The 24,596-nt window shown below is 67.3% G+C and carries 26 protein-coding genes; 8 read left to right on the forward strand and 18 right to left on the reverse strand.

What is annotated here, in order from left to right:
- The first annotated feature begins 127 nt into the window (after window positions 1-127).
- Window positions 128-958, forward strand: coding sequence for a posphoenolpyruvate synthetase regulatory kinase/phosphorylase PpsR (ppsR, locus tag ACKTT0_RS21295; RefSeq protein WP_028355977.1), 831 nt, complete (start codon window positions 128-130; stop codon window positions 956-958).
- 45 nt (window positions 959-1,003) lie between these two features.
- On the opposite strand, the gene ACKTT0_RS21300 is transcribed toward ppsR, so the two are convergent.
- Both ACKTT0_RS21300 and ACKTT0_RS21305 read right to left on the reverse strand, forming a co-directional pair.
- Window positions 1,004-1,993 (reverse strand): Bug family tripartite tricarboxylate transporter substrate binding protein, encoded by a 990-nt coding sequence (locus tag ACKTT0_RS21300; RefSeq protein WP_407851761.1) that lies wholly within the window; start codon window positions 1,991-1,993, stop codon window positions 1,004-1,006.
- A gap of 60 nt (window positions 1,994-2,053) precedes the next feature.
- Entirely contained in the window at window positions 2,054-3,385 is a 1,332-nt protein-coding gene (locus ACKTT0_RS21305; protein WP_407851762.1) for an aromatic ring-hydroxylating oxygenase subunit alpha, read from the reverse strand.
- 203 nt (window positions 3,386-3,588) lie between these two features.
- On the opposite strand from ACKTT0_RS21305, the gene ACKTT0_RS21310 reads away from it, so the two are divergent.
- The 6 genes from ACKTT0_RS21310 to ACKTT0_RS21335 are packed head-to-tail and all read left to right on the forward strand — an operon-like array spanning window position 3,589 to window position 7,816.
- Window positions 3,589-4,362 carry a FadR/GntR family transcriptional regulator gene (locus tag ACKTT0_RS21310; protein ID WP_407851763.1) on the forward strand — a complete coding sequence of 258 codons (774 nt, stop codon included), beginning with the start codon at window positions 3,589-3,591 and terminating at the stop codon, window positions 4,360-4,362.
- A 41-nt stretch (window positions 4,363-4,403) separates the two neighbouring features.
- Complete coding sequence (locus ACKTT0_RS21315; protein WP_407851764.1) at window positions 4,404-5,606, forward strand: NAD(P)/FAD-dependent oxidoreductase; 1,203 nt, start codon at window positions 4,404-4,406, stop codon at window positions 5,604-5,606.
- A gap of 16 nt (window positions 5,607-5,622) precedes the next feature.
- Window positions 5,623-5,949, forward strand: a complete 327-nt coding sequence (locus ACKTT0_RS21320) for a 2Fe-2S iron-sulfur cluster-binding protein (protein ID WP_407851765.1) — start codon at window positions 5,623-5,625, stop codon at window positions 5,947-5,949.
- A 31-nt stretch (window positions 5,950-5,980) separates the two neighbouring features.
- Window positions 5,981-6,187 carry a hypothetical protein gene (locus tag ACKTT0_RS21325; protein WP_407851766.1) on the forward strand — a complete coding sequence of 69 codons (207 nt, stop codon included), beginning with the start codon at window positions 5,981-5,983 and terminating at the stop codon, window positions 6,185-6,187.
- 36 nt (window positions 6,188-6,223) lie between these two features.
- On the forward strand, window positions 6,224-7,225 hold the full coding sequence (locus ACKTT0_RS21330) for a 2-hydroxyacid dehydrogenase (RefSeq protein WP_407851767.1): 1,002 nt from the start codon (window positions 6,224-6,226) through the stop codon (window positions 7,223-7,225).
- Window positions 7,226-7,246: 21 nt separating this feature from the next.
- Entirely contained in the window at window positions 7,247-7,816 is a 570-nt protein-coding gene (locus tag ACKTT0_RS21335) for a 3-phenylpropionate/cinnamic acid dioxygenase subunit beta (RefSeq protein WP_051439555.1), read from the forward strand.
- 8 nt (window positions 7,817-7,824) lie between these two features.
- Here ACKTT0_RS21335 and ACKTT0_RS21340 read toward each other — a convergent pair whose 3' ends face one another.
- From ACKTT0_RS21340 to rpsB, 16 genes are all read right to left on the reverse strand, one after another.
- The gene (locus ACKTT0_RS21340; protein ID WP_407851768.1) at window positions 7,825-8,610 is read right to left on the reverse strand and encodes a TrmH family RNA methyltransferase; all 786 of its coding nucleotides are present in this window, start codon (window positions 8,608-8,610) and stop codon (window positions 7,825-7,827) included.
- A complete protein-coding gene (gene rnhB, locus ACKTT0_RS21345) occupies window positions 8,607-9,221 on the reverse strand; it encodes a ribonuclease HII (protein WP_407851769.1) in 615 nt (204 codons plus the stop codon). Before rnhB ends, ACKTT0_RS21340 begins: the two co-directional genes overlap by 4 nt.
- Entirely contained in the window at window positions 9,208-10,395 is a 1,188-nt protein-coding gene (gene lpxB / locus ACKTT0_RS21350) for a lipid-A-disaccharide synthase (protein ID WP_407851770.1), read from the reverse strand. Before lpxB ends, rnhB begins: the two co-directional genes overlap by 14 nt.
- A complete protein-coding gene (lpxA, locus tag ACKTT0_RS21355; protein ID WP_407851771.1) occupies window positions 10,392-11,186 on the reverse strand; it encodes an acyl-ACP--UDP-N-acetylglucosamine O-acyltransferase in 795 nt (264 codons plus the stop codon). Before lpxA ends, lpxB begins: the two co-directional genes overlap by 4 nt.
- A complete protein-coding gene (fabZ, locus tag ACKTT0_RS21360) occupies window positions 11,187-11,642 on the reverse strand; it encodes a 3-hydroxyacyl-ACP dehydratase FabZ (protein ID WP_407851772.1) in 456 nt (151 codons plus the stop codon).
- A gap of 61 nt (window positions 11,643-11,703) precedes the next feature.
- Window positions 11,704-12,798: a UDP-3-O-(3-hydroxymyristoyl)glucosamine N-acyltransferase gene (lpxD, locus tag ACKTT0_RS21365; RefSeq protein WP_407851773.1), complete on the reverse strand. Its 1,095-nt coding sequence runs from the start codon at window positions 12,796-12,798 to the stop codon at window positions 11,704-11,706.
- Between the two features lie 18 nt (window positions 12,799-12,816).
- On the reverse strand, window positions 12,817-13,374 hold the full coding sequence (locus ACKTT0_RS21370; RefSeq protein ID WP_407851774.1) for an OmpH/Skp family outer membrane protein: 558 nt from the start codon (window positions 13,372-13,374) through the stop codon (window positions 12,817-12,819).
- A 112-nt stretch (window positions 13,375-13,486) separates the two neighbouring features.
- A complete protein-coding gene (gene bamA, locus ACKTT0_RS21375; RefSeq protein WP_407851775.1) occupies window positions 13,487-15,817 on the reverse strand; it encodes an outer membrane protein assembly factor BamA in 2,331 nt (776 codons plus the stop codon).
- Between the two features lie 54 nt (window positions 15,818-15,871).
- Window positions 15,872-17,203 (reverse strand): RIP metalloprotease RseP, encoded by a 1,332-nt coding sequence (gene rseP / locus ACKTT0_RS21380; protein ID WP_407851776.1) that lies wholly within the window; start codon window positions 17,201-17,203, stop codon window positions 15,872-15,874.
- Window positions 17,204-17,229: 26 nt separating this feature from the next.
- On the reverse strand, window positions 17,230-18,429 hold the full coding sequence (locus ACKTT0_RS21385; RefSeq protein ID WP_407851777.1) for a 1-deoxy-D-xylulose-5-phosphate reductoisomerase: 1,200 nt from the start codon (window positions 18,427-18,429) through the stop codon (window positions 17,230-17,232).
- A complete protein-coding gene (locus ACKTT0_RS21390; protein ID WP_407851778.1) occupies window positions 18,426-19,283 on the reverse strand; it encodes a phosphatidate cytidylyltransferase in 858 nt (285 codons plus the stop codon). Before ACKTT0_RS21390 ends, ACKTT0_RS21385 begins: the two co-directional genes overlap by 4 nt.
- Window positions 19,284-19,301: 18 nt before the next feature.
- Window positions 19,302-20,066, reverse strand: coding sequence for a polyprenyl diphosphate synthase (uppS, locus tag ACKTT0_RS21395; protein ID WP_407851779.1), 765 nt, complete (start codon window positions 20,064-20,066; stop codon window positions 19,302-19,304).
- 138 nt (window positions 20,067-20,204) lie between these two features.
- Entirely contained in the window at window positions 20,205-20,765 is a 561-nt protein-coding gene (gene frr, locus ACKTT0_RS21400; protein ID WP_407851780.1) for a ribosome recycling factor, read from the reverse strand.
- A gap of 15 nt (window positions 20,766-20,780) precedes the next feature.
- Window positions 20,781-21,497 carry a UMP kinase gene (pyrH, locus tag ACKTT0_RS21405; protein WP_407851781.1) on the reverse strand — a complete coding sequence of 239 codons (717 nt, stop codon included), beginning with the start codon at window positions 21,495-21,497 and terminating at the stop codon, window positions 20,781-20,783.
- A 93-nt stretch (window positions 21,498-21,590) separates the two neighbouring features.
- On the reverse strand, window positions 21,591-22,469 hold the full coding sequence (tsf, locus tag ACKTT0_RS21410) for a translation elongation factor Ts (protein WP_407851782.1): 879 nt from the start codon (window positions 22,467-22,469) through the stop codon (window positions 21,591-21,593).
- Window positions 22,470-22,646: 177 nt separating this feature from the next.
- Entirely contained in the window at window positions 22,647-23,396 is a 750-nt protein-coding gene (gene rpsB / locus ACKTT0_RS21415; RefSeq protein WP_407851783.1) for a 30S ribosomal protein S2, read from the reverse strand.
- Window positions 23,397-23,773: 377 nt separating this feature from the next.
- Here rpsB and map point away from each other — a divergent pair, with 377 nt between their 5' ends.
- On the forward strand, window positions 23,774-24,595 hold the full coding sequence (gene map, locus ACKTT0_RS21420) for a type I methionyl aminopeptidase (protein ID WP_407851784.1): 822 nt from the start codon (window positions 23,774-23,776) through the stop codon (window positions 24,593-24,595).
- Window position 24,596: the final 1 nt, after the last annotated feature.

The raw sequence follows: 24,596 nt of genomic DNA on the forward strand, positions 1-24,596 counted from the left end.
TTTGGTCAATGCATCCGGATGCGCTGACCAAACTGGCCTTGGACCGCTCTTGGGGTGACTTATTTCGGGGTCAGATTGTACCCGGTCGGGCACCTTGGCTTTCCCCTTTGGTTGGAATATTTTACATATGGCTTCGACCCCTATCGAACGCACTGTCTACATTGTTTCGGACAGTACCGGCATCACCGCCGAGACCTTCAGCCATTCCGTGCTGTCGCAGTTCGAGCAAGTGCGCTTCCGCCCCGTGCGCCTGCCTTTCATCGACACCCTGGACAAGGCCCGCGAAGTCGCTGCGCGCATCGACCGCAACGCCCTCGAGACGGGGGTGCCGCCGATCGTCTTCAGTACCCTGGTGGACCCGCGCAGCATGGAATGCGTGCGCAGCGCCAACGGCATTTTCCTGGACTTGTTCGGCACTTTCGTGGGGCATATCGAGCAGGCGCTCGGCCTGAAATCGAGCCACTCGATCGGCCGTTCGCACATGGCGGCCAACTCCGAGCAATACCGCAACCGGATCGACGCCATCAACTTCAGCCTGGCCCACGACGACGGCCAGTTCATTACCCAGCTGGACCAGGCCGATGTCATCCTGGTGGGGGTGTCGCGCTGCGGCAAGACCCCCACCAGCCTGTACCTGGCGATGCAGTACGCCATCAAGGCGGCCAATTTCCCGCTCACCCCCGACGACTTCGAGCGCGGCACCCTGCCCTCCACCGTCGCGCCGCACCGCGCCAAGCTGTTCGGCCTGTCGATCCAGCCCGAGCGCCTGGCCGAAGTGCGCAACGAACGGCGTCCGAACAGCAAATACGCCACCCTGGAACAGTGCCGCTACGAAGTGGCGGAGGCCGAGCGCATGATGCGGCGCGAGGGCATTTCGTGGCTGTCCACCACCACCAAGTCGATCGAGGAAATCGCCACCACCGTCATGCAGGAAGTGGGGCTGGACCGCTCGAACTGACGCCGCCCCGGGCCGGCGGGCCGCCGCGCCCGGGACGCGGCAGGCTCAGGCCGAGCCGTACGGGATGCTGACGCCGGCGTGCCTGGCAACCTCGCCCCAGCGTTTCAGCTCGGCCTGGTTGAAGGCGGTGAATTCCGCCGCATTGCGCAGGCGCGGCTCGAAACCGGCCGCGATGAATTTCTCGCGGTATTCCGGCGTGTCGAAGCCCTTGACCAGCGTATCCGAGAGCAAGGCGACGATATCGGGCGGGATGCCGGCCGGGCCGTAGACGCCCAGCCAGCTCGTCACGTCGAAATCCGCCATGCCCTGTTCCTGCATGGTGGGCACGTCGGGCAACTGGCGGGCCCGGTAGCCGCTGGTCACCGCCAGGGCCTTGAGCTTGCCCGACTGGATCATCGGCAAGGTCGGCGGCAGGTTCATGAACAACAGGTCCAGGTCGCCATTGGCGACCCCGACCAGCGCGTCGCTGGCGCCCTTGTAGGGCACGTGCTGGACCTTCAGCCCGGTGCGCAGCCCGAACAGCTCGCTGGTCATGTGCGACGAACTGCCCACGCCGTTGCTGCCGTACAGCAGCGGCTTGCCGGTTTTCTGCTGGTAGGCGATGTACTCCTGCAGCGAATTGGCGGGATGCCGGCTGCCGACCACCAGCACGTTGAGAAACTCTGCCGCCTGGGCGATGGGCATGATGCGCTTGGGAATATCCAGCGGCATGCCGGTGCGCGTGACCGGCGGGATCACATTGTGGCCCAGGCCGCCCAGCTGCAGCACGTAGCCGTCCGGCGGCGAGGCCGCCACGGCCAGCATGCAGATGACGCCGCCGGCGCCCGCGCGGTTCTCGACCACGACACTCTGCTTGAACCTTTCCTGCATGACCTGCGCCGCCATGCGGGCCGCCAGGTCGGTGGCACTGCCCGGGGTGGAGCCGACCATCATCGTCACCTGCCGCGAGGGATAACCCTGCGCCTGCGCCGCCGACCACGCCGGCACGGCCAGCGGTGCGCTGCCCAACAGTTTCAGTACGGTACGCCGTTTCATCATTTTCCCCTGTCGATTTTGTGTGGATACGACCCGGTACAACGTCCCTGCGTCCGGCGCCTAGTCGCGCGGCGCCAGATCCTGCCAATCGAGGCCCTTCATGAACTGCGCCCAGCGCCGGTAATAGGCCCGCGCGTTTTCCTCGGTGAACTCATTGCTGACGACGGCGCCGCGCAATTCCGGCACGGGCTGCGCGTGGCCGATGCCCATCTGGTAATTGAAGTACAGGCCGCGCGCGACCGCGCCCTTGCTGGCGTCCGTCGCGCAGGTCCAGTTTTCCATGTCGTCCGATTCGGTCATGCCGCCGGGCCCCGAGTAGCGCAGGTAGTAATGCCGCGCCGCTTCCTTCACTTCCTCGGGCGCGTCCTTGTCGACCAGGTACATGCGCCACATCTCCATCTCGGTGGGGCTGACCGGGTGGTAGACGGTGATGGTCCGGGGCTGCCAGCCATGAAACGACATGTTGGGGAAAATGGTGCCGACGCGATGCCGGACCCGCATCCGATCGCCCAGGTTGGCCACCCGCTTTTCGTGGATTTCGCGGTAATAGCGCTCGAGTTCGGGGTGCTGCTGATAGGTGGGGTTGTAGTCCGGCTCTTCGAAATGCGGCAGGTTGCCCAGCAGGCCGTGGCCCAGGTCCTTGAAGGCGATGGCCACCCGCCCCTTCATCGCGTCGCGCCGCCCCTTTCCGCCGCTGGGTCCGATGCCGACGATATCGACCGAACGATGGCTGATGTCGTGGTACAGGTCGCCGATGAAGTTCTCCGCCGGCATCTTCCAATTGCAGGGCACGCGCCACTTCTGCACGCCGCCGATCACTTCGGAGCCGCCCGGGCTGCCGTCGCGATGGTCCAGCGCCGAGTCCAGGTAGTGCTTCATATCGCCCAGGTAATCCAGGAACGGCACGGCGTGCTCGTCCCAGGTCGCCCAGATCGCGCCCTTGTAGTTATAGACCTGGGCCACAGACTTCAGGCCCCACTGCTTCTTGTCCAGTTCCGACTTGTAGTGGGTGGCGAAACCCGGCACGCCCACCAGCTCGCCGGGCCGCTCGACCAGGTTGCCGTCGGTCGAGAAGCTCCAGCCGTGGTACGGACAGGTAAAGGTGCGGTTGTTGCCGTGGTCGTAGCGGCACAGCTTCATGCCGCGGTGCGTGCAGCTGTTGAGCAGCACCTGGATCTGCCCCTGCCGGTCGCGCGTGAGGATCACCGAATCCGTGCCCATCTGCGACAGGAAATAGTCGTCCGGGTTGGGCACCAGGCTTTCGTGCCCCACGAACAGCCAGGCCCGCGAGAATATCTGCCGGATTTCCTCGCGGAAGATCTCCTCGCTGGCAAACAGTTCGCGGCTGACCAGCCCCTCGTCGGCCCGTACCAGTTCTTCTATCGACCTCATGCATGCCCCTTGTATGAGCGGCAGCCGGACCACCAGCCATGCCGCCAGCGTCAATCGGATAATAATATAAGTTAATACTACGATTGAAAAAACGCGCCGACAAGGTGATAAATGATAGGTAAATACCCTGATTTAAGCGTTATTGTTCGAATATAGTTAGTTTGTAGTATAATTCCACAAACTGCTCTCACAAGGCACCTGACATGGCTCTACTCAAGCGTCAGCGAGACACCGCGGCCCGGTCCGAGCCCAACCTCACCGACCGCATCACCGAGGTCCTGATCAGCGAGATCACCAGCGGCCAATACAAGGCGGGCGAAATCCTCCCGCCCGAGCAGATCATCGCCGAGCGGCTGGGCGTGTCGCGTACCGTGCTGCGCGAGGCCGTGTCGCGCCTCAAGGCCGAAGGCCTGGTGTCCAGCAAACAGGGCCGCGGCCTGGCCATTACCGCCACGGTGCGCCCTTCCATCCTGCGCATGCACGCCGCCTCCGCCGACGATATCAAGCAGATCCTCAGCATCGTCGAACTGCGCCGCGGTTTTGAAATCGAAGCCGCCTCGCTGGCCGCCACGCGCCGCACGGACCAAGACCTGGCCGCCATGCGCGAGGCGCTGCACGGCATGGCGCAGGCCATCGAATCCGACAATGTCGTCGCCGGCGTCGAGGCCGACATGCATTTTCATCGCGCCATCGCCCAGGCCACGCACAACAGCCATTACATCGATTTCTTCCATTTCCTGAGCAGCCTGCTGGACCGCAACCTGCGGGTCTCCCGCACTCGCTCGGCGCGCGCCAAGCGCGGCATCGACGCGCAGCGCGAGCACGAGACCCTGTATCGGGCCATCGCGGCCGGCGACCCGGAGCTCGCGCGCAAGTACGCGCGGCACCACATTGAAAACACCGAGACGCGGCTGCGTCTGAGCAACCAGCTCCAGGCAAGGCCCGACCAGGCCCGCGAAGCGCATCCGGTCTCATAGCGCCCCGCCACGGCGCAAAACAACGACACCAAGGGGAATGCATGGACATAACCGTGCAGCGGACGATACAAACCGGCGTCCTGATCATCGGCGCCAGCCATGCCGGCGTTGAATGCGCGTGGTCGCTGCGCGTGGCCGGCTTCGCGGGCCGCATCCTGTTGCTGGACACCCAGGCTGTGGCCCCTTACCAGCGCCCGCCCCTGTCCAAGGCGCTGCTGGCCGGCGCCACCGACGCCGCACGCCTGGCGCTGCGCTCGGACGAAACCTACCAAAAGCAGGCCATCGAACATCTTGCCGGCCATGCCGTGGCGCGGCTCGACGCCAGCAGCAAGATCGCGCTTACCGAATGCGGCCTGCAGGTCGGTTTCGACCATTGCGTGATCGCCACCGGCGCCCGGGCGCGCGGCCTGCCGGTCCTGCAAGGCCCCGGCATCTACGGCATCCGCACACTCGACGATGCGACCGCCCTGCAGGCCCGGCTCGCCGAGCCACTCGAATTGCTGGTGCTGGGTGGCGGCTATCTTGGGCTCGAAGCCGCTTCCACCGCGGCCAAACTGGGCGCGCGCGTCACGGTCGTCGAGCAATCGCCCTGCCTCATGGGCGGCAAAGTGTCGCCCCACACCGCCGCGCGGTTCGAAGCGCTGCATCGCGACGCCGGCATCGATATCCTGCGCGGCGCCACCGTGCTGGACTGGCAGCGCACCAACGACGCGTGGCGCGCCACCCTGGCCGACGGCCGCCGCATCGCCGGCCAGGCAGTCCTGGTCAGCATCGGCGCCATTCCCAACGCCGAACTGGCCGAAGCGGCCGGCATCCGTTGCGCCGACGGCATCGTGGTCGATGGCGCCTGCCGCAGCTCCGCTCCCGACATCTATGCCATCGGCGACTGCGCCAGCAGCCATCGGCACGAGCTGGGCCGGTTCGGCCGCGTCGAAAGCGTCCAGAACGCGCTGGAGCAGGCGCGCATCGCGGCCGCGGCCATTGCGGGCGCGCCGCCGCCGGCGCCGCGCCCGCTCACCTTCTGGTCCGAACAACAAGGGCGCCGCCTGCAAATGGCCGGCCTGCCCCGCCCGGCCGGCCCCTGCCAGGACCGGGTGTCCGAGACCGCCAAGGGCTGGGTGGTCGAGCGCTACCAGGCGCAGCGGCTGGTGGTGGTCGAGGCCGTGGACAGCCCCGTGGAATTCATGCGCGCCGCCAAGCAACTGGCCAGCCAGGCCGCGGCCCCGCAAACGCTCACCACCTGACTGGAGCCTCTCCACCATGCCTCAAGTGTTTTTCGTGCTGCCGGATGGCGCCGAGCAAAGCGTCGATGTGCCGGCCGGCTGGTCCCTGATGGAAGCGGCGCGCCGCGACGGCATCGAGGGCATCGTCGCCGAATGCGGCGGCGGCGCCATCTGCGGCACCTGCCATGTCCATCTGCCGGAAGACTGCTACGCCAGGCTGGAGCCACCGGATTTCACCGAGGCCGCCCTGCTGGAGATCGTGCCCGAGTCCGCTCCCACCAGCCGCCTGTCCTGTCAGGTCATCATGACCGAGGAGCTGGCCGGCATGCGGGTGCGGGTGCCCGCCGAACAGCTCAACCTGTAGGCCAGACGGCCTGCCCACCGGAACAAATGCCATGTCCGACTTCAAGACCGTGAACCTCACCACCCTGGCGCCGGGCACCCGCGTGCGCCTGGCCGACGGCGCGGTGGCCGAAGTGACCGAAAACCCGCAGGACGGCACCTGGCTGATCTGCCGCTACATCGAGCATCCCACCGCGCCGGAGCTCGTCGACGGCCGTGAACAGCCGATCTTCGCCACTGACATCGAAAGCCTGGCCTGACCCGGGCCTCCATCATTGACCCCAGGAGTATCCGACATGTCCAAACCCCTCGTCGTCGTTTCCGTGGCCCTGCCCGATGACCTGCGCGCGCAGGTGGCCGCCGCCTGCGACATCATCGACGTGCCCGTCGGGCAGAGCATTGCCGCCGCCCTGGACGCCCGGCAGGCGCCACAGGTGCGCGGCATCCTTTGCACGGTGCGTTCCAGGATCGACGAGCCGCTGCTGGCCGCCCTGCCGGCCTTGCGCGTGGCCTCCAACTTCGCGGTCGGCTTCGACAATGTCGACGTGGCGGCCGCGACCGCCCGCGACGTGCTGATCTGCAATACCCCGAAGGTGCTGGACGGCGCCGTCGCCGACCTGACGCTCGGCCTGGTGCTGTGCCTGGCGCGCAACCTGGTGGCCGGCGACGCCTTCGTGCGCAGCGGCGCCTGGACCAAGGGCGCGTTCCCGCTGGCGCGCGATATCCGCGGCAAGACGCTGGGCCTGCTGGGCATGGGCCGTATCGGCCGCGTAGTGGCGCGTTCCGCCCAGGCCTTCGACATGAACGTCATCTACCACAATCGCAGCCGCGACCAGGAGGCCGAAAGCGCCGGCCTGGCGCAATACCGCAGCCGCGACGAGCTGTTCGCGCAATCGGACTTCCTCAGCATCCATATCCCGCTCAGCGCCGAGACCCGCCACAGCATTGGCGAGCGCGAATTCGGCCTGATGAAGCCCAGCGCGTATGTCATCAATACCGCACGCGGCGCGGTCATCGACGAGCAGGCGCTGATCGCCGCGCTGCAGGCCGGCCGGATCGCCGGCGCCGGCCTGGACGTGATGGAAACCGAGCCCCTGCCCGCTTCGAGCCCGCTGTGCAGCATGCCCAATGTGGTGCTGCAGGCCCACATCGGCAGCGCCACCGTCGAGACGCGCCGCGCCATGATCGAACTGGCCGCCCGCAACCTGCTGGACGCCCTGTCGGGCACCCGGCCGCAGGCCATGGTCAACCCGCAGGTCTGGAACGCAGCGGCGCGGCAGGACATGCCGGTTGCCTGACCAATGCCAAGGAGCCTTCCCATGAACGACCCGACCCGGCCAGCCGCGCCGGCCGCTCCCGACCGGCGGCCCGCGTCACTCGATCTCTGGTGGGAGATCCAGGATTTCTTCTACGCGGAAGCGGACCTGCTCGACCAGCGCCGGTACGACGACTGGCTGGCCTTGCTGCATCCGGACATCGAATACCGCATGCCGCTGGCGCGCAATATGCGCCGCGACCAGATGAGCCGCGAATTCACGCAGCCCGGCGAGGCGGCCTGGTTCGATGAAGGCCTGCAGACGCTGACCCAGCGGGTCGCGCAGATCAGCACCGGCATCCATTGGGCCGAGGAGCCGGCGTCGCGCGTCTCGCATTTGATTACCAATGTGCGTGTTTGGGTCGATGCCGCGCAGGGCGTCCAGCCGTCGCGCGTCTGGGCGGCATCGCGCTTCATTGTGTACCAGAATCGCCTGCAGACCGAGACCGCCCTGTTCGTCGGCCGCCGCGAGGACGAGCTTTGCCGGGAGGAAGCTGGCTGGAAGATCCGCCGGCGCACCATCTACCTGAGCCAGAACGTGCTGCAGGCCAAGGCGCTCACCACGTTCTTCTGAGTGGCTCGCTAAGCCGCATTGCGCGCCGCCGCCTGGCGGCGCTGCTCGAACAGGCACAGCGCCGCGGCCACGCCCACGTTCAGCGATTCCACCGCCGCGGCGTGGTCGATGCGCACGCGCAGCGCCGCGGCCCGTTGCAGTTCGGGCGCCACGCCCTGGCCTTCATGGCCGAACACCCATGCGCAGGCGGCGGGCAGTGCGGCGGCGTAGAGGTCTTCGGCGTCTTCCAGGGTGGTGACCGCCAGCGGCACCGCCAGGCGCGCGACGCAGGCCGCCAGGTCGACGTGCTCGTGCAGTTGCAGGGCAAAATGCGCGCCCTGGCCGCCGCGCAGAACCTTGGGCGCCCATGCCGCCGCGCAACCCGGCGACAGCAGGACGCGCCGGATGCCGGCCGCCGCGCTGACGCGCAGGATGGTGCCGACATTGCCCGGGTCCTGCACGCGGTCCAGCCACACCATCGGTTCGTCCAGGCGCGCTGGCAGTTCCGTTGCGGGCGGGTCCACCACGAACAGCACGCCCTGCCCCGTCTCGACGGTCTCGAGCTGCCGCAGCAGGCGGGGCTCGACCAGCAGGACCTGCCGCTGCGGCACCGCCGCCAGCAGCGCGGCAAGCTCGGGGCGCCCCGCCCGCTCGGCGTCGAACACCGCCAGGGCCGGCGGGCCGGCCAGCTGCAGCCACGCCTGGCATACATGGATGCCCTCGAGCAGGGCCTGGGCGCCGCGCCGGCCGGCGTGCGCGGCCAGGCGCTGCAATTGCTTGAACTGGGGATTGTCGCGCGAGGCGATCTGCTTCATGGCGCCACGGCCAGCCGCTCGCGCACCGGCGCGAAGCTGCGCCGATGCTCGGGACATGGCCCATGCTCGCGCAGGCGGTCGATGTGCAGCGGGGTCCCATAGCCCTTGTGCTGGTCGAACCCGTACTGCGGGTACAGGCCATGCAGGCGCAACAAGTCGGCATCGCGCGCCGTCTTGGCCAGGATGGAGGCGGCCGATATGGCCGGCACCAGCGCGTCGCCCTTGATGACGGTCTGGACGGTGCAGCGCAGGCGCGGCGCCTGGTTGCCGTCCACCATGGCCACCTGCGGCGCATGCGTCAGGCCCTCGACGGCGCGCTGCATGGCCAGCATGGTCGCGCGCAGGATGTTCAGCGTATCGATTTCCTGCACGGTGGCACTGGCCACGAACCAGGCCAGCGCGCGCTCCTGGATGAGCAGCGCAAGTTCTTCGCGACGTGGCGCGGCCAGGATCTTGGAATCGGCCAGGCCATCGATGGGGCGGTCGGGATCGAGGATGACCGCCGCCGCATACACGCCGCCGGCCAACGGCCCGCGCCCGGCCTCGTCCACGCCGGCCATGCGCACGCCGGCGAAATCGGGCGATTCGGCGAACAGGCTATGCTGGGCCATTGGCCACCTCGAGTATGGCACGCGCCGCCAATTGGGCGGTGTCGCGCGCGAGGTCTTGGTGCAGCGCGGTAAAGCGTGATTCGATCCGGGCCGCCAGGGCCTCGTCGGTCAATGCGGCCCAGGTGGCTTCAGCCAGTTTATCCGGCGTGGCGTCATCCTGCAGCAGCTCGGGCACCGCGAAATCGCGCAACAGCACATTGGGCAGCCCCACCCAGGGCAGATAGGGCCGCTGCTGGCCTGATTTCCAGGCCATGATGCGCCGCATCCAGGGCGACAGGTAGTACGAGATGACCATGGGCCGCTTGAACAGGGCGGCCTCCAGGGTCGCGGTGCCGCTGGCCACCAGCACTGCGTCGCTGGCTTCCAGGGCGCTCCAGGCGACCGGCGCGCCATCGGCGGCCGCGACGTCGGCGGCGGTAAGGCAGCGCAACCCGGGCACCGGATAGCTGGCCAGTATGGCCTCGAACTCCTGCCGCCGCTGGGCGTTCACCATGGGCACGACGCAGACCAGGTTCGGATCGCGCTGGCGCAATTGCCGGGCCGCCTGCAGGAAGCGCGGCGCCAGGATGCGGATCTCCGAAGAGCGGCTGCCCGGCAGGATGGCCAATACCCGCGCGTTGTCGTCCAGCCCGAGCCGCTGCCGGGCGGCCCGGCGGTCCGGCTGCATGGGAATGGCGTCCGCCAACGGGTGCCCCACGTAGGTGACCGGGATGCCTTCCTTGCGATAGAGCTCTTCTTCGAACGGAAACAGCACCAGCATGTGCGAGACCGCCGCGCGGATCTTGTGGATGCGTTCATAGCGCCAGGCCCAGATCGACGGCCCCACGAAATGCACCGTGGGCGTGCCGGCCTGTCGCAATTGCAGTTCGAGCTTGAGGTTGAAATCGGGCGCGTCCACGCCCACGAATACCGAGGCCGGCTCGCGCAGCCAGCGCTGCTTGACGTCGCCATACGTACGCAGCAGGCTGGGCAGGCGCTTGAGCGCATCCACATAGCCGAATACGGTCAGGGCATGCATCGGGTGCCAGGTCTCGAAGCCGGCCGCCTGCATCGCCGGACCGCCGATGCCTTGGCACCGCAGGTCCGGCGCCTGGCGACGCAAGCCCGCGATGACGCGGCTGGCCAGCAGGTCGCCGGACGGCTCGCCCGCCACCATGCCGACGGACAGGGTCATGGCCGGATGATGCCCCGGTTCGAGGCGTCGAGGAAGTCCAGGAGGGCCTGCAGGGACTCCGCCGCGTCCGGATGCGACTGCTGGCGGGCGCGCAGTTCGGCGCGCGCCTCGTCCAGCGACAGGCCGCGCCGGAAGATGATCTTGTAGGCCTCGCGCAGGGTGGCGATGACCGACGCGCTGAACCCGCGCCGGCGCAGGCCTTCGACATTGACGCCCACCGGCCGGCACGGGTTGCCGGCGCCCAGGACGAATGGCGGCATGTCCTGCATGAGCGAGCTGTTGCCGCCGGTCATGCTGTGCGCGCCGATCTTGCTGAACTGGTGCACGCCGGTCAGGCCGCCGACGATCGCCCAGTCGCCGACATGCACGTGGCCGCCGAGCTGCACCGAATTGGCCAGGATGGTGTTGCTGCCAATATGGCAATCGTGCGCGATGTGCACGTACGCCATGATCCAGTTGTCGTCGCCCAGCGTGGTGGCGCCGCCGTCCTGGACCGTGCCCGTGTTGAAGGTGGTGAACTCGCGGACCGTGTTGCGGTCGCCGATGACCAGCCGGGTGGGTTCGCCCGCGTACTTCTTGTCCTGCGGCATGCCGCCGATCGAGCAGAACCGGTAGAAGCGGTTATCGCGGCCGATGGTGGTGATGCCGTCGAGTACGCAGTGCGGGCCGATTTCCGTGCCGGCGCCAATGGTGACACCCGGGCCCACGACGCAATACGGCCCGATGCGGACACTGCCGTCGATCTGGGCGGCAGGGTCGATCAGGGCGGTGGGATGGATGTTTCCGGACATTTACGCTTCCAGGCTGCGGATCGCGCACATCAGCTTGGCCTCGGCCACCACCTGGCCGTCGACCAGCGCGCGCCCTTGGTATTTGCAGATGGCCCGGCTCAAGCGTTCGGCCTGGACTTCGAGCCGCAGCTGGTCGCCCGGCACGACCGGACGGCGGAAACGCGCCTCGTCGATGCCGACCAGGTAATAGGCGGTGGTGGCGCTGTCGCACTTCAGGCCGCCGTCTTCGTCGGTGAACGAAAACAGCGCGGCGGCCTGGGCCATGGCTTCGGTGATGAGCACGCCGGGCATCACCGGGTGATGCGGGAAATGGCCTTCGAAGAACGGTTCGTTGATCGTGACATTCTTGATGGCGACGATGGATTTGCCCGGTACGATGTCCAGTACACGGTCGATGAGCAGCATCGGATAACGATGCGGCAACCGCTCCATGATCGCCTTGATGTCCAGTTCCATTTCGTAAGGTTTCCTACCGTTTTGAATTATGATGCCGCGCCGCCGGTTGCCGGCGGCGGGGTCAGGCCCTTTCCAGGGCCCGCAGGCGGCGGCGCAGCTGCGAAAGTTGTTGTAACACAGCGGCGTTGCGCTGCCATTCGCCGTGTTCGGCGTAAGGATACACGCCCGTATAGCGGCCCGGCTGCAGAATACTGGATGTGACCGCCGTGCCGCCCGAAATGTGCACATCGTCGGCCAGCGTCAGGTGGCCCGACAGCATGGCTGCCCCGCCGATGGTGCAGCGCGACCCGATGACGGTAGAACCCGCCACCCCCACGCAGGCCGCCATGGCGGTATGCGCGCCGACGCGCACGTTGTGGCCGAGCATGATCTGGTTGTCGAGTTTCACCCCGTCGCCGATCTCGGTGTCTTCGAGGGCGCCACGGTCGATGGTGGTGTTGGCGCCGATCTCCACGTCGTCGCCGATGCGCACGCCGCCCAATTGGGCGATCTTGCCCCAGGCGCCCTGCCCGAGGGTGGGATCCGGCGCGAAGCCGAAACCGTCGGCGCCCAGCACGGCGCCGCTGTGCAGGATGGCCCGGGCGCCGACGCGCACGTTGGCATAGAGCGTCACGCGCGCATGCAGCAGGCTGTCGGGCCCGATGCTGGAACCGGCGCCGATGACACAGCCCGGGCCCAGCGTGGTGCCCTTGCCGATGCGCGCGCCCGGCTCGACCACGCAATGCGGCCCGATGCGCACGTCATCCTCGATGACGGCATCATCCGCGACCACGGCGAGCGGATGGACGCTGGCCGGCAGCCTGGGCCGGCGCGCCGCGTCGAACCACTGGGCCAGGCGGGCGTACAGCAGGTACGGATGGGCGCACACCACGCGCGGGCAGGCCGGCGCATCCGGGTTGGCGGCCAGGGCGCCAGCGGCTTCGGCCGTGACGATCACGGCGCCCGCGCGGGTGGCAAGCAGTTGGTTCTGGTAGCGCGGATTGGCCAGGAAGCTGATTTCCTCGCTGCCGGCGGCGGTCAGGCTGCCAATGCCGCGGATCCTGGGCAGGCCGGCGGCCGGCGCCGCCTCGATGCGCCAGTCCAGCCCGCGAGTATCGGCGGCGGCCAACAGGGCATCGAGGGCCGGCGCGTTGGCGGGGTCCAGCAGAATCGGCATGCGTTCGGGCGCCTGCGATTACTTCAGCGCCTGGATCACCTTGTCGGTGATGTCGACGCGCGGGTTGACCGTCACCGCGTCCTGGACGATCAGGTCGTAGTTTTCCTGTTCGGCGATGCGCTTGATCGCCTGGTTCGCCTTGGTGACGATGGAGGAAAACTCTTCATTGCGACGGCGATTGAAGTCTTCCTGGAATTCGCGGCGCTTGCGCTGCAGCTCGGTGTCCAGGCGCGACAGTTCGCGCTGGCGGCTGACGCGATCGGATTCCGACAGGACCGGCGCGTCCTTGTCGAACTTCTCGGCCTGGGCCCGCAGGTTGTTGCTCAGGCGCTGGAGCTCGTCGTCGCGCCTCTTGAATTCGGACTCGATCTTGCTTTGCGCGGTCTTGGCGGGCGCCGATTCACGCAGGATGCGCTCGGTGTTCACGAAGCCGATCTTGGTGCCTTGCGCCTGGACAGGCAGCGCCACCGCCGAACCCAGGACGAGTGCACCCGCCAAGGCCAGCGTACCGCGCAGTTTGCCGACGCGCTTGGCACGCGAAGGGCTCGAGGTGTTGAGTGCGAAATCAGACATCATGAAAATCTCACCTTCCAATGAGGTAAAGCAAAGCCAATATTGTGCCACTAAACGGAGCGGGTACCGTCCCGCCCCGCCCTACTGGTGTGATCAGGCGTAACCGGGCCGGTCATCAGAAGCCCGTGCCGATCTGGAACTGGAAGCTCTGGCGGTCGTCTCCCGACTTGGCGTTGAGCGGCCGGGCATACGAGAGCTGCAGCGGTCCCAGCGGCGATTGCCACGACAGGCCGATACCGGCCGAATAGCGCCAGCCGCAGGGATCCTCGACCTCGTTGCCCGGCTCGCCGGCGGTGCAGCTCATGCCGCTGCCGGCGGCCACCTGGCCGGCGTCGGCGAACAGGAACCAGCGCAGCGTGCGGTCCTTGGTGGCGCCCGGGAACGGCAGGTAGAGCTGCGCGTTGGCCACGATGCGGCGCGAGCCGCCCAGGTAGTCGCCGGTACGGGTATCGCGCGGGCCCAGCGAGGCGCCGTCGTAGCCACGCACCGTGCCGATGCCGCCCGCGTACACGTTCTTGATGACCGGGTAGTCGAGGCTGCCGTAGCTGCGGCCCCAGTCGACCATGCCGTTGAGCGCCAGCGTGTAGCTGCGGCCCAGCGGGATGTAGTACTGCTGCTGCGCGCTCAACAGGTAGTACTTCAGGTCCATGGTGGAGAAGTCGCCCTTCAGCCGCGTATACGAACCCTTGGTCGGGGCCAGGGCGCTGTCGCGCGTGTCCTTCGACCAGCCGGCGTTCAGGATGAACGCATTGGTGCTGTCGCCGTACTGGTCGACGAAGTCGCGGTAGGCCTGCGGGGAGTCGTCGTACAGGTCGATCTGGTTGCGCTCGAAGGTGCCGCCCAGGAAGATGCGGTCGTACTCGGAGATGGGCACGCCGAAGTTCATGCCCAGGCCCATGGCCTTGACGCGGTAGTCGCCGTCGTTGTTGTCCCAGGGCTCGGTGACGCGGTAGTACGCCGAGGTGGTGCGGCTGATGCCATCCTTGGTGAAGTACGGATCGGTGTGCGACAACACCGCGGCGCGATTGGTCTTGCTGGTGTTGAACTGCAGCGTCAGGTTGGTGCCGCTGCCGAATACGTTGTCTTCGCTGATGCCCGCCGACAGGATGGCCTTTTCGGACGAGCCGTAGCCCACGCCGAGGTTGATCATGCCGGTGGGTTTTTCCTTCACGTCGACATTGACGTCGACCTGGTCGGGCGAGCCCGGCACGGGCTCGGTGGCCACGTTGACTTCGCTGAAATAACCCAGCCGGTCGATGCGGTCGCGCGAGATCTTGAGATCGCCCGAGTCGTACCAGGCGGCCTCTTCCTGGCGCATTTCGCGGCGCACCACCGCATCGCGGGTGCGCGTGTTGCCGCCGATCTGGATGCGCCGCACATAGACGCGCCGGCTCGGGTCGACGTAGAACGTGACGTCGGCCTCGTGCTTGTCGCGATCGAGCGTGGGGTTGGGGTTCACGTTGGCGAACGCGTAGCCCAGCTCGCCCAGGTAGTCGGTAATGGCCTTGGCCGAATCGTTGGCCTTGGCGGCCGAAAAGACCTCGCCTTCCTTGGTCTGCACCAGGTTGTTGATTTCCTTGTCCAGGCCAAGCAGGTTGCCCGCCAGCTTGACGCTGCGGACCTTGTAGGGCTTGCCCTCGTGCACCGTGACGGTGATGTAGATGTCCTTGCGGTCGGGCGAAATCGTGACCTGCGGGGGCTCGACGGAGAACTCCAGGTAGCCTTGGTCGAGGTAGAACGAGCGCAGCCGCTCGATGTCGCCCTCGAGCTTCTCGCGCGAGTATTTGTCGGTATTCGTGTACCAGGTCAGCCAGCCCGGCGTGGTGAGGTCGAACAGGTCGAGCAAATCGCCCTCGGAGAAGGCTTCGTTGCCGACGATGCTGATCTGGCGGATCTTGGCGACCTCGCCCTCGAATACATCGAAACTGACGCCCACGCGGTTGCGCGGCAGCGGCGTGACGGTGGAGGTGACCTCGACGCCGTACTTGCCCTTGCCCAGGTACTGTTCCTTCAGTTCGAATTCGGCCCGCTCGAGCATCGACTGGTCGAAGATGCGCCCTTCGCCGAAGCCGACCTGCATCAGCGACTTGGTGATCGCCTTGGAATCGAACTCGCGCATGCCGTTGAACGTGACCGACGCGATGGTCGGGCGTTCCTGGACGACGACCACCACGACGTCATTGTCGGTCTGGATCTGCACGTCGCTGAAGAAGCCCGTGCCGTACAGGCGGCGCACCGCCTCGGTGGCGTCGGCTTCCGTGAATTGCTCGCCGACCTTGACCGGCAAATAGCCGAACACGGTGCCGGCGTCGGTGCGCTGAATGCCTTCTACGCGGATATCCCGCACGACAAAAGGGTCGAACGCATGAGCCAGGGCCGGCATGAGCAGCGCGGCGAGCAGGCTCGGCATGATGCCCTTTTTGTGATGAAACATCCGAAAAGACATGTCCTTGGCTATCCTAGGTCGAGCAAATGGCGGAGGATTTTATTCGATCGCCCGTCAAGTGAACAGGCGCGCGAAATCATTGAACAGGGCCAGCCCCATCAGCCCGGCCAGCAGGCCGATGCCGGCGCGCTGGCCGATGTCGATCCATCGATCGGGCGGCGGGCTGCCACGCACAATTTCGACGAGATAGTACAGCAGATGTCCGCCGTCGAGCATCGGGATCGGCAACAGGTTCAGTACGCCGAGGCTGATGCTGATGAGCGCCAGATAGGCGATATAGGCCGCAATGCCGATGCGCGCGGTCTGCCCCGCATAATCGGCGATGGTCACCGGACCACTGATATTGCGCCAGGAAACCTCGCCGATCACCATGCGGCCCATCATGCGCAGCGACAGCCACGCGGTATCCCAGGTGCGTACCGTGGCCCGCCATATACTCTCGAACACACCGTAACGGACGGTCACCATGGGCAGGTCGCCGCCAAGCTGCACGCCGATGCGGCCGATGGCCTGCCCCTGCGCCGTTTCGGGCCGCGGCACCACGGTCAGCGACACGCGCGCGCCGTCGCGCAACAGCGCCAGGGACAGCGGCTGGCCGGGGTGCTGCTGGATGATACGCACCAATTCGGCGGTATCGGGCTCGGCGGTGGCCCCGACGGCGACAATACGGTCGCCCTCGCGCAGGCCTGCCTGTTCGCCGGCGCCGCCGGCGATGACCTCGCGCACGATGGGCTTGGGCGGCGCCATGCGCAGCCCGGTGTCGGCCAGGGGGTCGCCCTGCGCCGGGTCCATGCGGTTGCCGGGCACCTGCAGCGCGAGCCGGTTGGTGCCGCCATCGGCGGTGCGGACCTCGATCTCGGCCTGGCCACCCGCCGACAGCACGTCGAGCAGGCGCCAGCGGGCGTCGTTCCAGGACGCGACCTCGCGGCCGTCAATGGCCAGGAGGCGGTCGCCAGCGCGGAAACCCGCCTGCTCGGCCGGCGTGCCGGCCACCGGCGCGGCGATCACGGCGGCAGGCTCTTCGGTGCCGGCCAGATTGAGCCCGGCGTAGAGCATCACTGCCAGGGCCAGGTTGAACAGCGGCCCGGCCGCCACGATGGCGATGCGACGCCCTACCGGCTGGGTATTGAACGACTGGGCCGCCAGCGCCGGCGGCGCGCCCGGGGGAGGATCGTCCTGCATCTTGACGTAGCCGCCCAGGGGAATGGCGGAGACGGCCCATTCCGTGCCCTGGCGGTCGACGCGGCGCAGCAGGACCCGGCCGAAGCCCACCGAAAAGCGCAGCACGCGCACGCCGCACAGGCGCGCCACCCAGTAGTGGCCCAGCTCGTGGAACGTGATGAGGATGCCCAGGGCAACGATGAAGGCAAGCAGGGTGAAAAGCATGGATGGACTCTGTGGGCCGGAACGCGTCAGGCCAGGCCGAGATTGCCTGCATAGGCGCGCGCCTCGGCGTCGAATGCCAGGACGTCGGCCAGGCTATCGAGCGTAACAGAAGACTGCCGCTGCTGCCATTCCAGGGCGGCCGTGATGACGCGGGGAATCCAGGTGTAGCGCAGCCGCCCCGACAGGAAGGCCTCCACGGCGATTTCATTGGCGGCATTCAACGCGACGCAGGCGGCCTGGCCGGCCCGCAGGGCGTCGAATGCCAGGCCCAGGCACGGAAAGCGCTGCAGGTCGGGCGTTTCGAATTCCAGCCGGCCGCAGCGCGCCAGGTCGAGCGGCCCCACCCCGCTGGCCAGCCGGTCGGGAAAACCCAGGCCATAGGCAATGGGCGTGCGCATGTCGGGCTGGCCCAATTGGGCCAGCACCGAGCCATCCTCGTATTCGACCAGCGAGTGGACCACGCTCTGGGGGTGGATCAGGACTTCGATGCGGTCGGCCGGCATGGCAAACAGCCAGTGCGCCTCGATGACTTCCAGCCCTTTGTTGAGCATGGTGGCCGAATCGACCGAGATCTTGCGGCCCATGCTCCAGTTGGGGTGGGCACAGGCCTGTTCGGGCGTGACCTCGTGCAGGTCTTGCGGGTCGTGGCGCCGGAAAGGCCCTCCCGACGCGGTCAGCAGCAGCCGGCGCACGCCGCGCGCGGGCTGGTCCGGCGCGCCAGCCCGTTCGCCGTGCGGCAGGCACTGGAAAATGGCGTTGTGTTCGCTGTCGATGGGCAGCAGCTCGGCGCCATGCTCGCGCACCGCGCGCATGAACAGCCCGCCAGCGGCCACCAGCGCCTCCTTGTTGGCCAGCAGCACGCGCTTGCCGGCACCCGCGGCGCCAAGCGCCGCCGGCAGGCCGGCGGCGCCCACGATGGCCGCCATGACCGTGTCGCAGCCGTCGTCGGCCGCGGTGTCGGCCAGCGCCTGCGCGCCGACGCGGATCTCCGGCGCAGGCCGTCCCGCCGGCCAGGCGGCCAGGAAGCGCCGGCGCGCGGCCTCGTCGGGCACAACCACCACCGCCGCCCCGCTGCCGGCGGCCTGCTCCGCCAGGCGTTCCATGCGGCTGTGCGCCGACAGCGCATGCACTTTCAGCCGCTCGGGATGGCGGGCGATGACGTCCAGGGTGCTTTCCCCGATGGAGCCGGTGGAGCCCAGGACGGCGACGCGTTGGAAACGACTCAAAACGACACTCCAGACAACAGGAACGCGACGGGCGCCACCGGCAGGATGGCGTCGATGCGATCGTAGACTCCGCCATGGCCGGGCAGCAGCGCGCTGGAATCTTTGCGGCCGGCCCGGCGCTTGAGCAGCGACTCGAACAGGTCGCCCACGATGGACAGGATGCCCAGGACCGCGGCGGCGGGCAGCGCCAGCCACAGCGACCAGCGTTCGACCAGCGCATGGCCGAAGCTGCCCGTCCATAGACTGGACAGGCCCACCCAGGCCACCGCGGCCAGCACGCCCGCCACTGCGCCGGCGATGGTCTTGCCAGGGCTGACCCTGGGCGCCAGTTTACGCTTGCCGAAGGCCCGGCCGGCGAAATACGCGGCGATGTCGGCCACCCATACCAGCGCCAGCAGCGACACCACGAAGGCGCCGCCGCGCGCCATGAAAAGCAGCGCCAGGACAGCCCACGCGGCCAGCACCGCGGGCACGCAGAACAGCGACCACGCGGCGCTGGCCGGCGGCGCGTCGGCCCGCCCGCGCACCACCGCCGTGCCGGCTCCCAGCACCCAGGCCAGCGACACGAGCGGCACCAGCCAGCGCACCACCGCGACCTGCGGTCCCAGGCCGGCCGGGGCGCCGGACAACCAGGCCCAGGCGAGCCACAGCATGGCCGCCAGCAGCGCGGCGGCCCCGCCGACGCACAGCGCGCGCGATGGCGGCTGGGGCGCGGTCAGCCGCAGCCATTCCCAGCAGGCGCACGCGGCCGCCACCGCCAGCAGCGCCACGAACCACCACGGATTGCCGCTGGCCAGCGCGGCCGCCAGCACCGCCAGCAGGACCACAGCGGTCACGACGCGTTGTCCGAGCATGGGGAGTCTCCGTAGGGATCAGCGCGCGGCGCCGTCGCGCAATTGCGCGCTGGTACGGCCGAAGCGGCGTTCACGGTTGCGGTACCACTCGAATGCCGCGTCGAGCTCGGCCGCGCCGAAATCGGGCCAGTATTGGTCGGTGAAATACAGCTCGGTATAGGCGAGCTGCCAGATCAGGAAATTGGAAATGCGCTGTTCGCCGCCGGTGCGGATGAACAGGTCGGGCTCGGGCGCCCAGGCCATGGAGAGATGGGCGGCCAGATGCTGCTCGTCGATGCGCCGCGGGTCGCGCGCCAGGTCGGGGTTCTGCGCCAGCATGGCACGCGTGGCCTGCAGGATGTCCCAGCGGCCGCCATAGTTGGCCGCCACGGACAGGTGCAGGCGGTCGTTCTGCGCGGTGCGCGCCTGGGCCTCGGCGATCAGCCCCTGCAGCCGCGGCTCGAAGCGCGACATGTCGCCCACTACGTGCAGGCGCACCCCCTGCTCGTTGAGCTTGTCGACCTCGCGCTCGAGCGCCTGCACGAACAGGCGCATGAGCAACGAGACTTCTTCGGCCGGGCGCCGCCAGTTCTCGGAGCTGAAGGCGAACAGGGTCAGGTAGCGCACGCCGCGCCGGCCGCAGGCCTCGACCACCCGGCGCACCGCCTGTACGCCCTTGGCGTGCCCGGCCGTGCGCGGCAGGTGGCGCTGCGTGGCCCAGCGGCCGTTGCCGTCCATGATGATGGCAACGTGCTCGGGAATGGCCTGGGTGGGAGGGATTGCCTGTGTGGAACTGATAGCCATGAGCTGGGAACGTCGTGCCGAAGAGGTCCGGGATGGGCCTGAGGAACCTAAAGAACCACGCCGCCGGGCCGACTCCGCACTCGCCAGGCGAGTTGCAGCGCGGCGTGGGCGGCGCGTGGCATCGGCACCTGGCGCAAATTATACGGTCATGATTTCCGCTTCTTTCTGGGCGATGAGCTTGTCGATCTCGGTCACGTGGCGATCGGTGAGCTTCTGGATGTCGTCCTGGGCGCGGCGCTCGTCGTCTTCGGAGATTTCTTTGTCCTTGACCAGCTTCTTGAGCGCTTCGTTGGCCTCGCGGCGCAGGTTGCGCACGGCGATCTTGGCATCCTCGCCCTCGCTCTTGACCACCTTGGTCAGGTCGCGGCGGCGCTCTTCGGTCAGGGCGGGCATCGGCACGCGGATGCTGTCGCCCATGGCCATGGGATTCAGGCCCAGGTCGGACTCGCGGATGGCCTTCTCGATGGCCGCCGCCATGGGCTTCTCGTAGGGCTGCACGCTGATGGTGCGCGCATCGACCAGGTTCACATTGGCGACCTGGCTCACGGGCACGGGCGAGCCGTAGTACTCGACCTGCACATGGTCGAGGATGCCGGTATGGGCGCGCCCGGTGCGGATCTTGGACAAGTTGACTTTGAGCGTATCAAGCGACTTGGCCATCCTGGTTTCGGCGGATTTGCGGATTTCTGCGACGCTCATGGGAATTTCCTCTGCTTAAACGTGTACCAGTGTGCCTTCGTCTTCGCCGCTGGCGGCTCGCTTGAGCGCGCCGGACTTGTTGATCGAAAACACCTTGATGGGCAATTTCTGGTCGCGGCACAGCGCGAAGGCCGTGGCGTCCATGACCTCGAGCCGGCGCACGATGGCCTCGTCGAAGCTGATGCGCGTGTAGCGCGTGGCGGTCGGATCCTTGTTGGGATCGGCGCTGTAGATGCCGTCGACCTTGGTCGCCTTGAGCACGATCTCGGCGCCGATCTCCGCGCCGCGCAGCGCGGCCGCGGTGTCGGTGGTGAAGAAGGGGTTGCCCGTGCCGGCCGCGAAAATGACGACCTTGCCCTCTTCCAGGTAGCGCAGCGCCTTGGGGCGGATGTAGGGCTCGACCACCTGGTCGATGTTCAGCGCCGACTGCACGCGCGTGTCGACGTTCTTGTGCTTGAGGGCGTCCTGCAGCGCCAGGGCGTTCATGATGGTGGCCATCATGCCCATGTAGTCCGCAGTCGCGCGGTCCATGCCCTGCGCGCCCGGAGCAACGCCGCGGAAAATGTTGCCGCCACCGATGACGATGGCCAGCTCTACGCCCAGCGCGACCACTTCGGCGATCTCGTCGGTCATGCGCACGATGGTGCCGCGATTGATGCCGAAGGCATCCTCGCCCATCAGCGCCTCGCCGGAAAGTTTGAGAAGAACCCGTTTGTATGATCTGCTGGTCATAGGTGATGTCCCGGAGAACGATCCGACGAAAGTGTAAGACAAGAAATGGGGCCGGACTAGATTTTTCTAGCCGGCCCCAGGTACCACGACCGATCAGGCGCGACCGGCGGCGGCAGCGGCGACCTCGGCGGCGAAGTCGCTGGTCTTCTTCTCGATGCCCTCGCCCACCACGAACAGCACGAACTTGCTGATCGAGGCGTTCTTTTCCTTGAGCATCTGCTCGACGCTCTGCTTGTCGTTCTTGACGAACGGCTGCGACAGGAGCGTGACTTCCTTCAGGAACTTCTGCACCGAACCCTCGACCATCTTGGCGACGATCTCGGCGGGCTTGCCCGATTCGGCGGCCTTCTGCTCGGCGACCGAGCGCTCGGCGGCGATGTCGGCGGCCGGCACGCCTTCGGCACTCAGGGCCTTGGGTTTGGTTGCGGCGATGTGCATGGCCAGGTCCTTGCCCACTTCCTCGGCGCCGGCGTACTCGACCAGCACGCCGATCTTGCCGCCGTGCACGTAGCTGGCCAGGGCGTTGGGGGTCTCGATGCGCTCGAAGCGGCGCACGGAGATGTTCTCGCCGATCTTGCCGATCAGGGCGGTGCGGGTGGTTTCGACCGTGCCCTCGCCCAGCGGCAGCGCCGACAGCGCGGCCACGTCGGCCGGCTTCTGGGTGGTGACCAGTTCGGCCAGCGTGTTCACAAAAGCGACGAAATCGTCGTTCTTGGCCACGAAGTCGGTCTCGCAGTTGACCTCGATGACGGCGCCCTGCTTGGCGTCGGCCGAGATGTACAGGCCGATCAGGCCCTCGGCGGTGACGCGCGCGGCGGCCTTGCTGGCCTTGTTGCCCAGCTTGACGCGCAGGATTTCCTCGGCGCGGGCCAGGTCGCCTTCGGCTTCGGTCAGGGCCTTCTTGCACTCCATCATGGGCGCGTCGGTCTTCTCGCGCAGTTCCTTGACGAGGGCGGCGGTAATTTCAGCCATGGTTGCTCCAATTTCGCTAAGACATGCCCCGGCACGACCGGGGCACATGGTTTGAATCGACTGGGCGCCCGCGGCGGCGGGCGGCGAGACGGGAGCCCGTCTCGGGATCTGCGCCGGCGGGGGCGGCCGCGGGACGGTTGCCCGCCCGCCGCGGCCAGCCCGCCGGCGCTACCGGGCTCAGCCCTGGTTGTCCTGCACTTCGACGAACTCTTCCGAGCCTTCGCCGCCTTCTTCGACCAGGCCGTTCAGGTTCTGCTCGCGGCCTTCCAGGACGGCGTCGGCGATGCCCTTGGCGTACAGCGCGATGGCCTTGGCCGAGTCATCGTTGCCGGGAATGACGTAGTCGATGCCTTCGGGCGAGTGGTTGGTGTCGACCACAGCCACGACCGGGATGCCCAGCGTGCGGGCCTCGGCGACGGCGATCTTGTGGTAGCCCACGTCGATGACGAACAGCGCGTCGGGCAGGCCGTTCATGTCCTTGATGCCGCCGATCGACTTGTTCAGCTTGTCCAGTTCGCGCTGGAACAGCAGGCCTTCCTTCTTGATCATGCGCTCGGCGCCGCCGTCGGCGATGACGGCTTCCATGTCCTTCAGGCGCTTGACCGAGGTCTTGACCGTCTTGAAGTTGGTCAGCATGCCGCCCAGCCAGCGGGCGTCGACGTAAGGCATGCCGCAGCGGGCGGCTTCGGCGGCGACCAGCTCACGGGCGGCCCGCTTGGTGCCGACGAACAGGATGTTGCCGCCGCGCGCGGCCAGCTGCTTCACGAACTTGGTGGCGTCCTGGTACTTGGCCACCGTCTGCTCGAGGTTGATGATGTGAATCTTGTTGCGATGGCCGAAGATATAGGGGGCCATCTTGGGGTTCCAATAGCGGGTCTGGTGACCGAAGTGGACGCCAGCTTCCAGCATTTCGCGCATAAGGGACATGAGTTTCTCCGAGGGTTGGTTCTTGCACTACGCCTGTACCGGCCATACGGCACGGCCGGCACCCTGGGTGGCATAGCGCGCGATTTCCTGACAATCAGGATGGACAAGCCCGAAACCGGCAGGCCGATCGCCATGCTGCGGCGAACGAACCCAGACGGCCGTGGCGGCCAGGGCCTACAATGTGCATTCATGCAGGGCCCCTGCCGCCAAGGCAATGCCAGCCAACGCCTGCAACATGTGGCTTTGCGGCGTGTTGCAACATGCAACACCACACGCGAACCACACGCAATACCACGCAGCGCGGCTGGCTTTGCCCCCGGTTTTTTAGGCAAGCCTATAATTCTACTATTTTTTCACCCAGTCACTCAAGCCAATACATGGGCATCGTTACCAATCCCGCCGATCTGGACAAAATGCGCGCGGCCTGCCAGACCGCCGCGCAAATCCTCGATTTCATCACCCCTTACGTCAAGCCGGGCGTCACCACGGGCGAGCTCGACCGCCTGTGCCTGGAATACCTGACCGACGAGCTGAAGGTGAAATCGGCCACGGTGGGCTACGCGCCGCCGGGCTACCCGCCCTTCCCGGGCGCCATCTGCACCTCGGTCAACCACCAGGTCTGCCACGGCATCCCGGGCGACAAGGTGCTGAAGAACGGCGATTCGCTCAATATCGATGTCACCATCATCAAGGACGGCTGGTTCGGCGACACCAGCCGCATGTACCACGTCGGCGAGCCGACGATCCAGTCGCGCCGCCTGGCCGAGGTCACTTTCGAGTGCATGTGGAAAGGCATCCAGCAGGTGCGCAACGGCGCCACGCTGGGCGACGTGGGCCATGCCATCCAGAAGCACGCCGAGGCCAACGGCTATTCGGTGGTGCGCGAGTTCTGCGGCCACGGCATCGGCCAGCGCTTCCACGAAGACCCCCAGGTGCTGCACTACGGCAAGCCGGGCAGCGGCGTGCGCCTGACCACCGGCATGATCTTCACCATCGAGCCGATGATCAACGCCGGCCGCCGCGAGATCCGCCAGTTGGCCGACGGCTGGACGGTAGTGACGCGCGATCACAGCCTGTCGGCCCAGTGGGAGCACACCATCGTCGTGACCGACACCGGGTATGAGGTGCTGACGCTGTCGCCCGGCGTGCGCCAGCCGCCCGCCTTCGTGACCGAACCGCTGGTCTTGCCGGCCGCCTGAG

It is taken from the genome of Bordetella saccharivorans (assembly GCF_045862855.1).
Taxonomy (GTDB): Bacteria; Pseudomonadota; Gammaproteobacteria; order Burkholderiales; family Burkholderiaceae_B; genus Bordetella_A; species Bordetella_A petrii_F.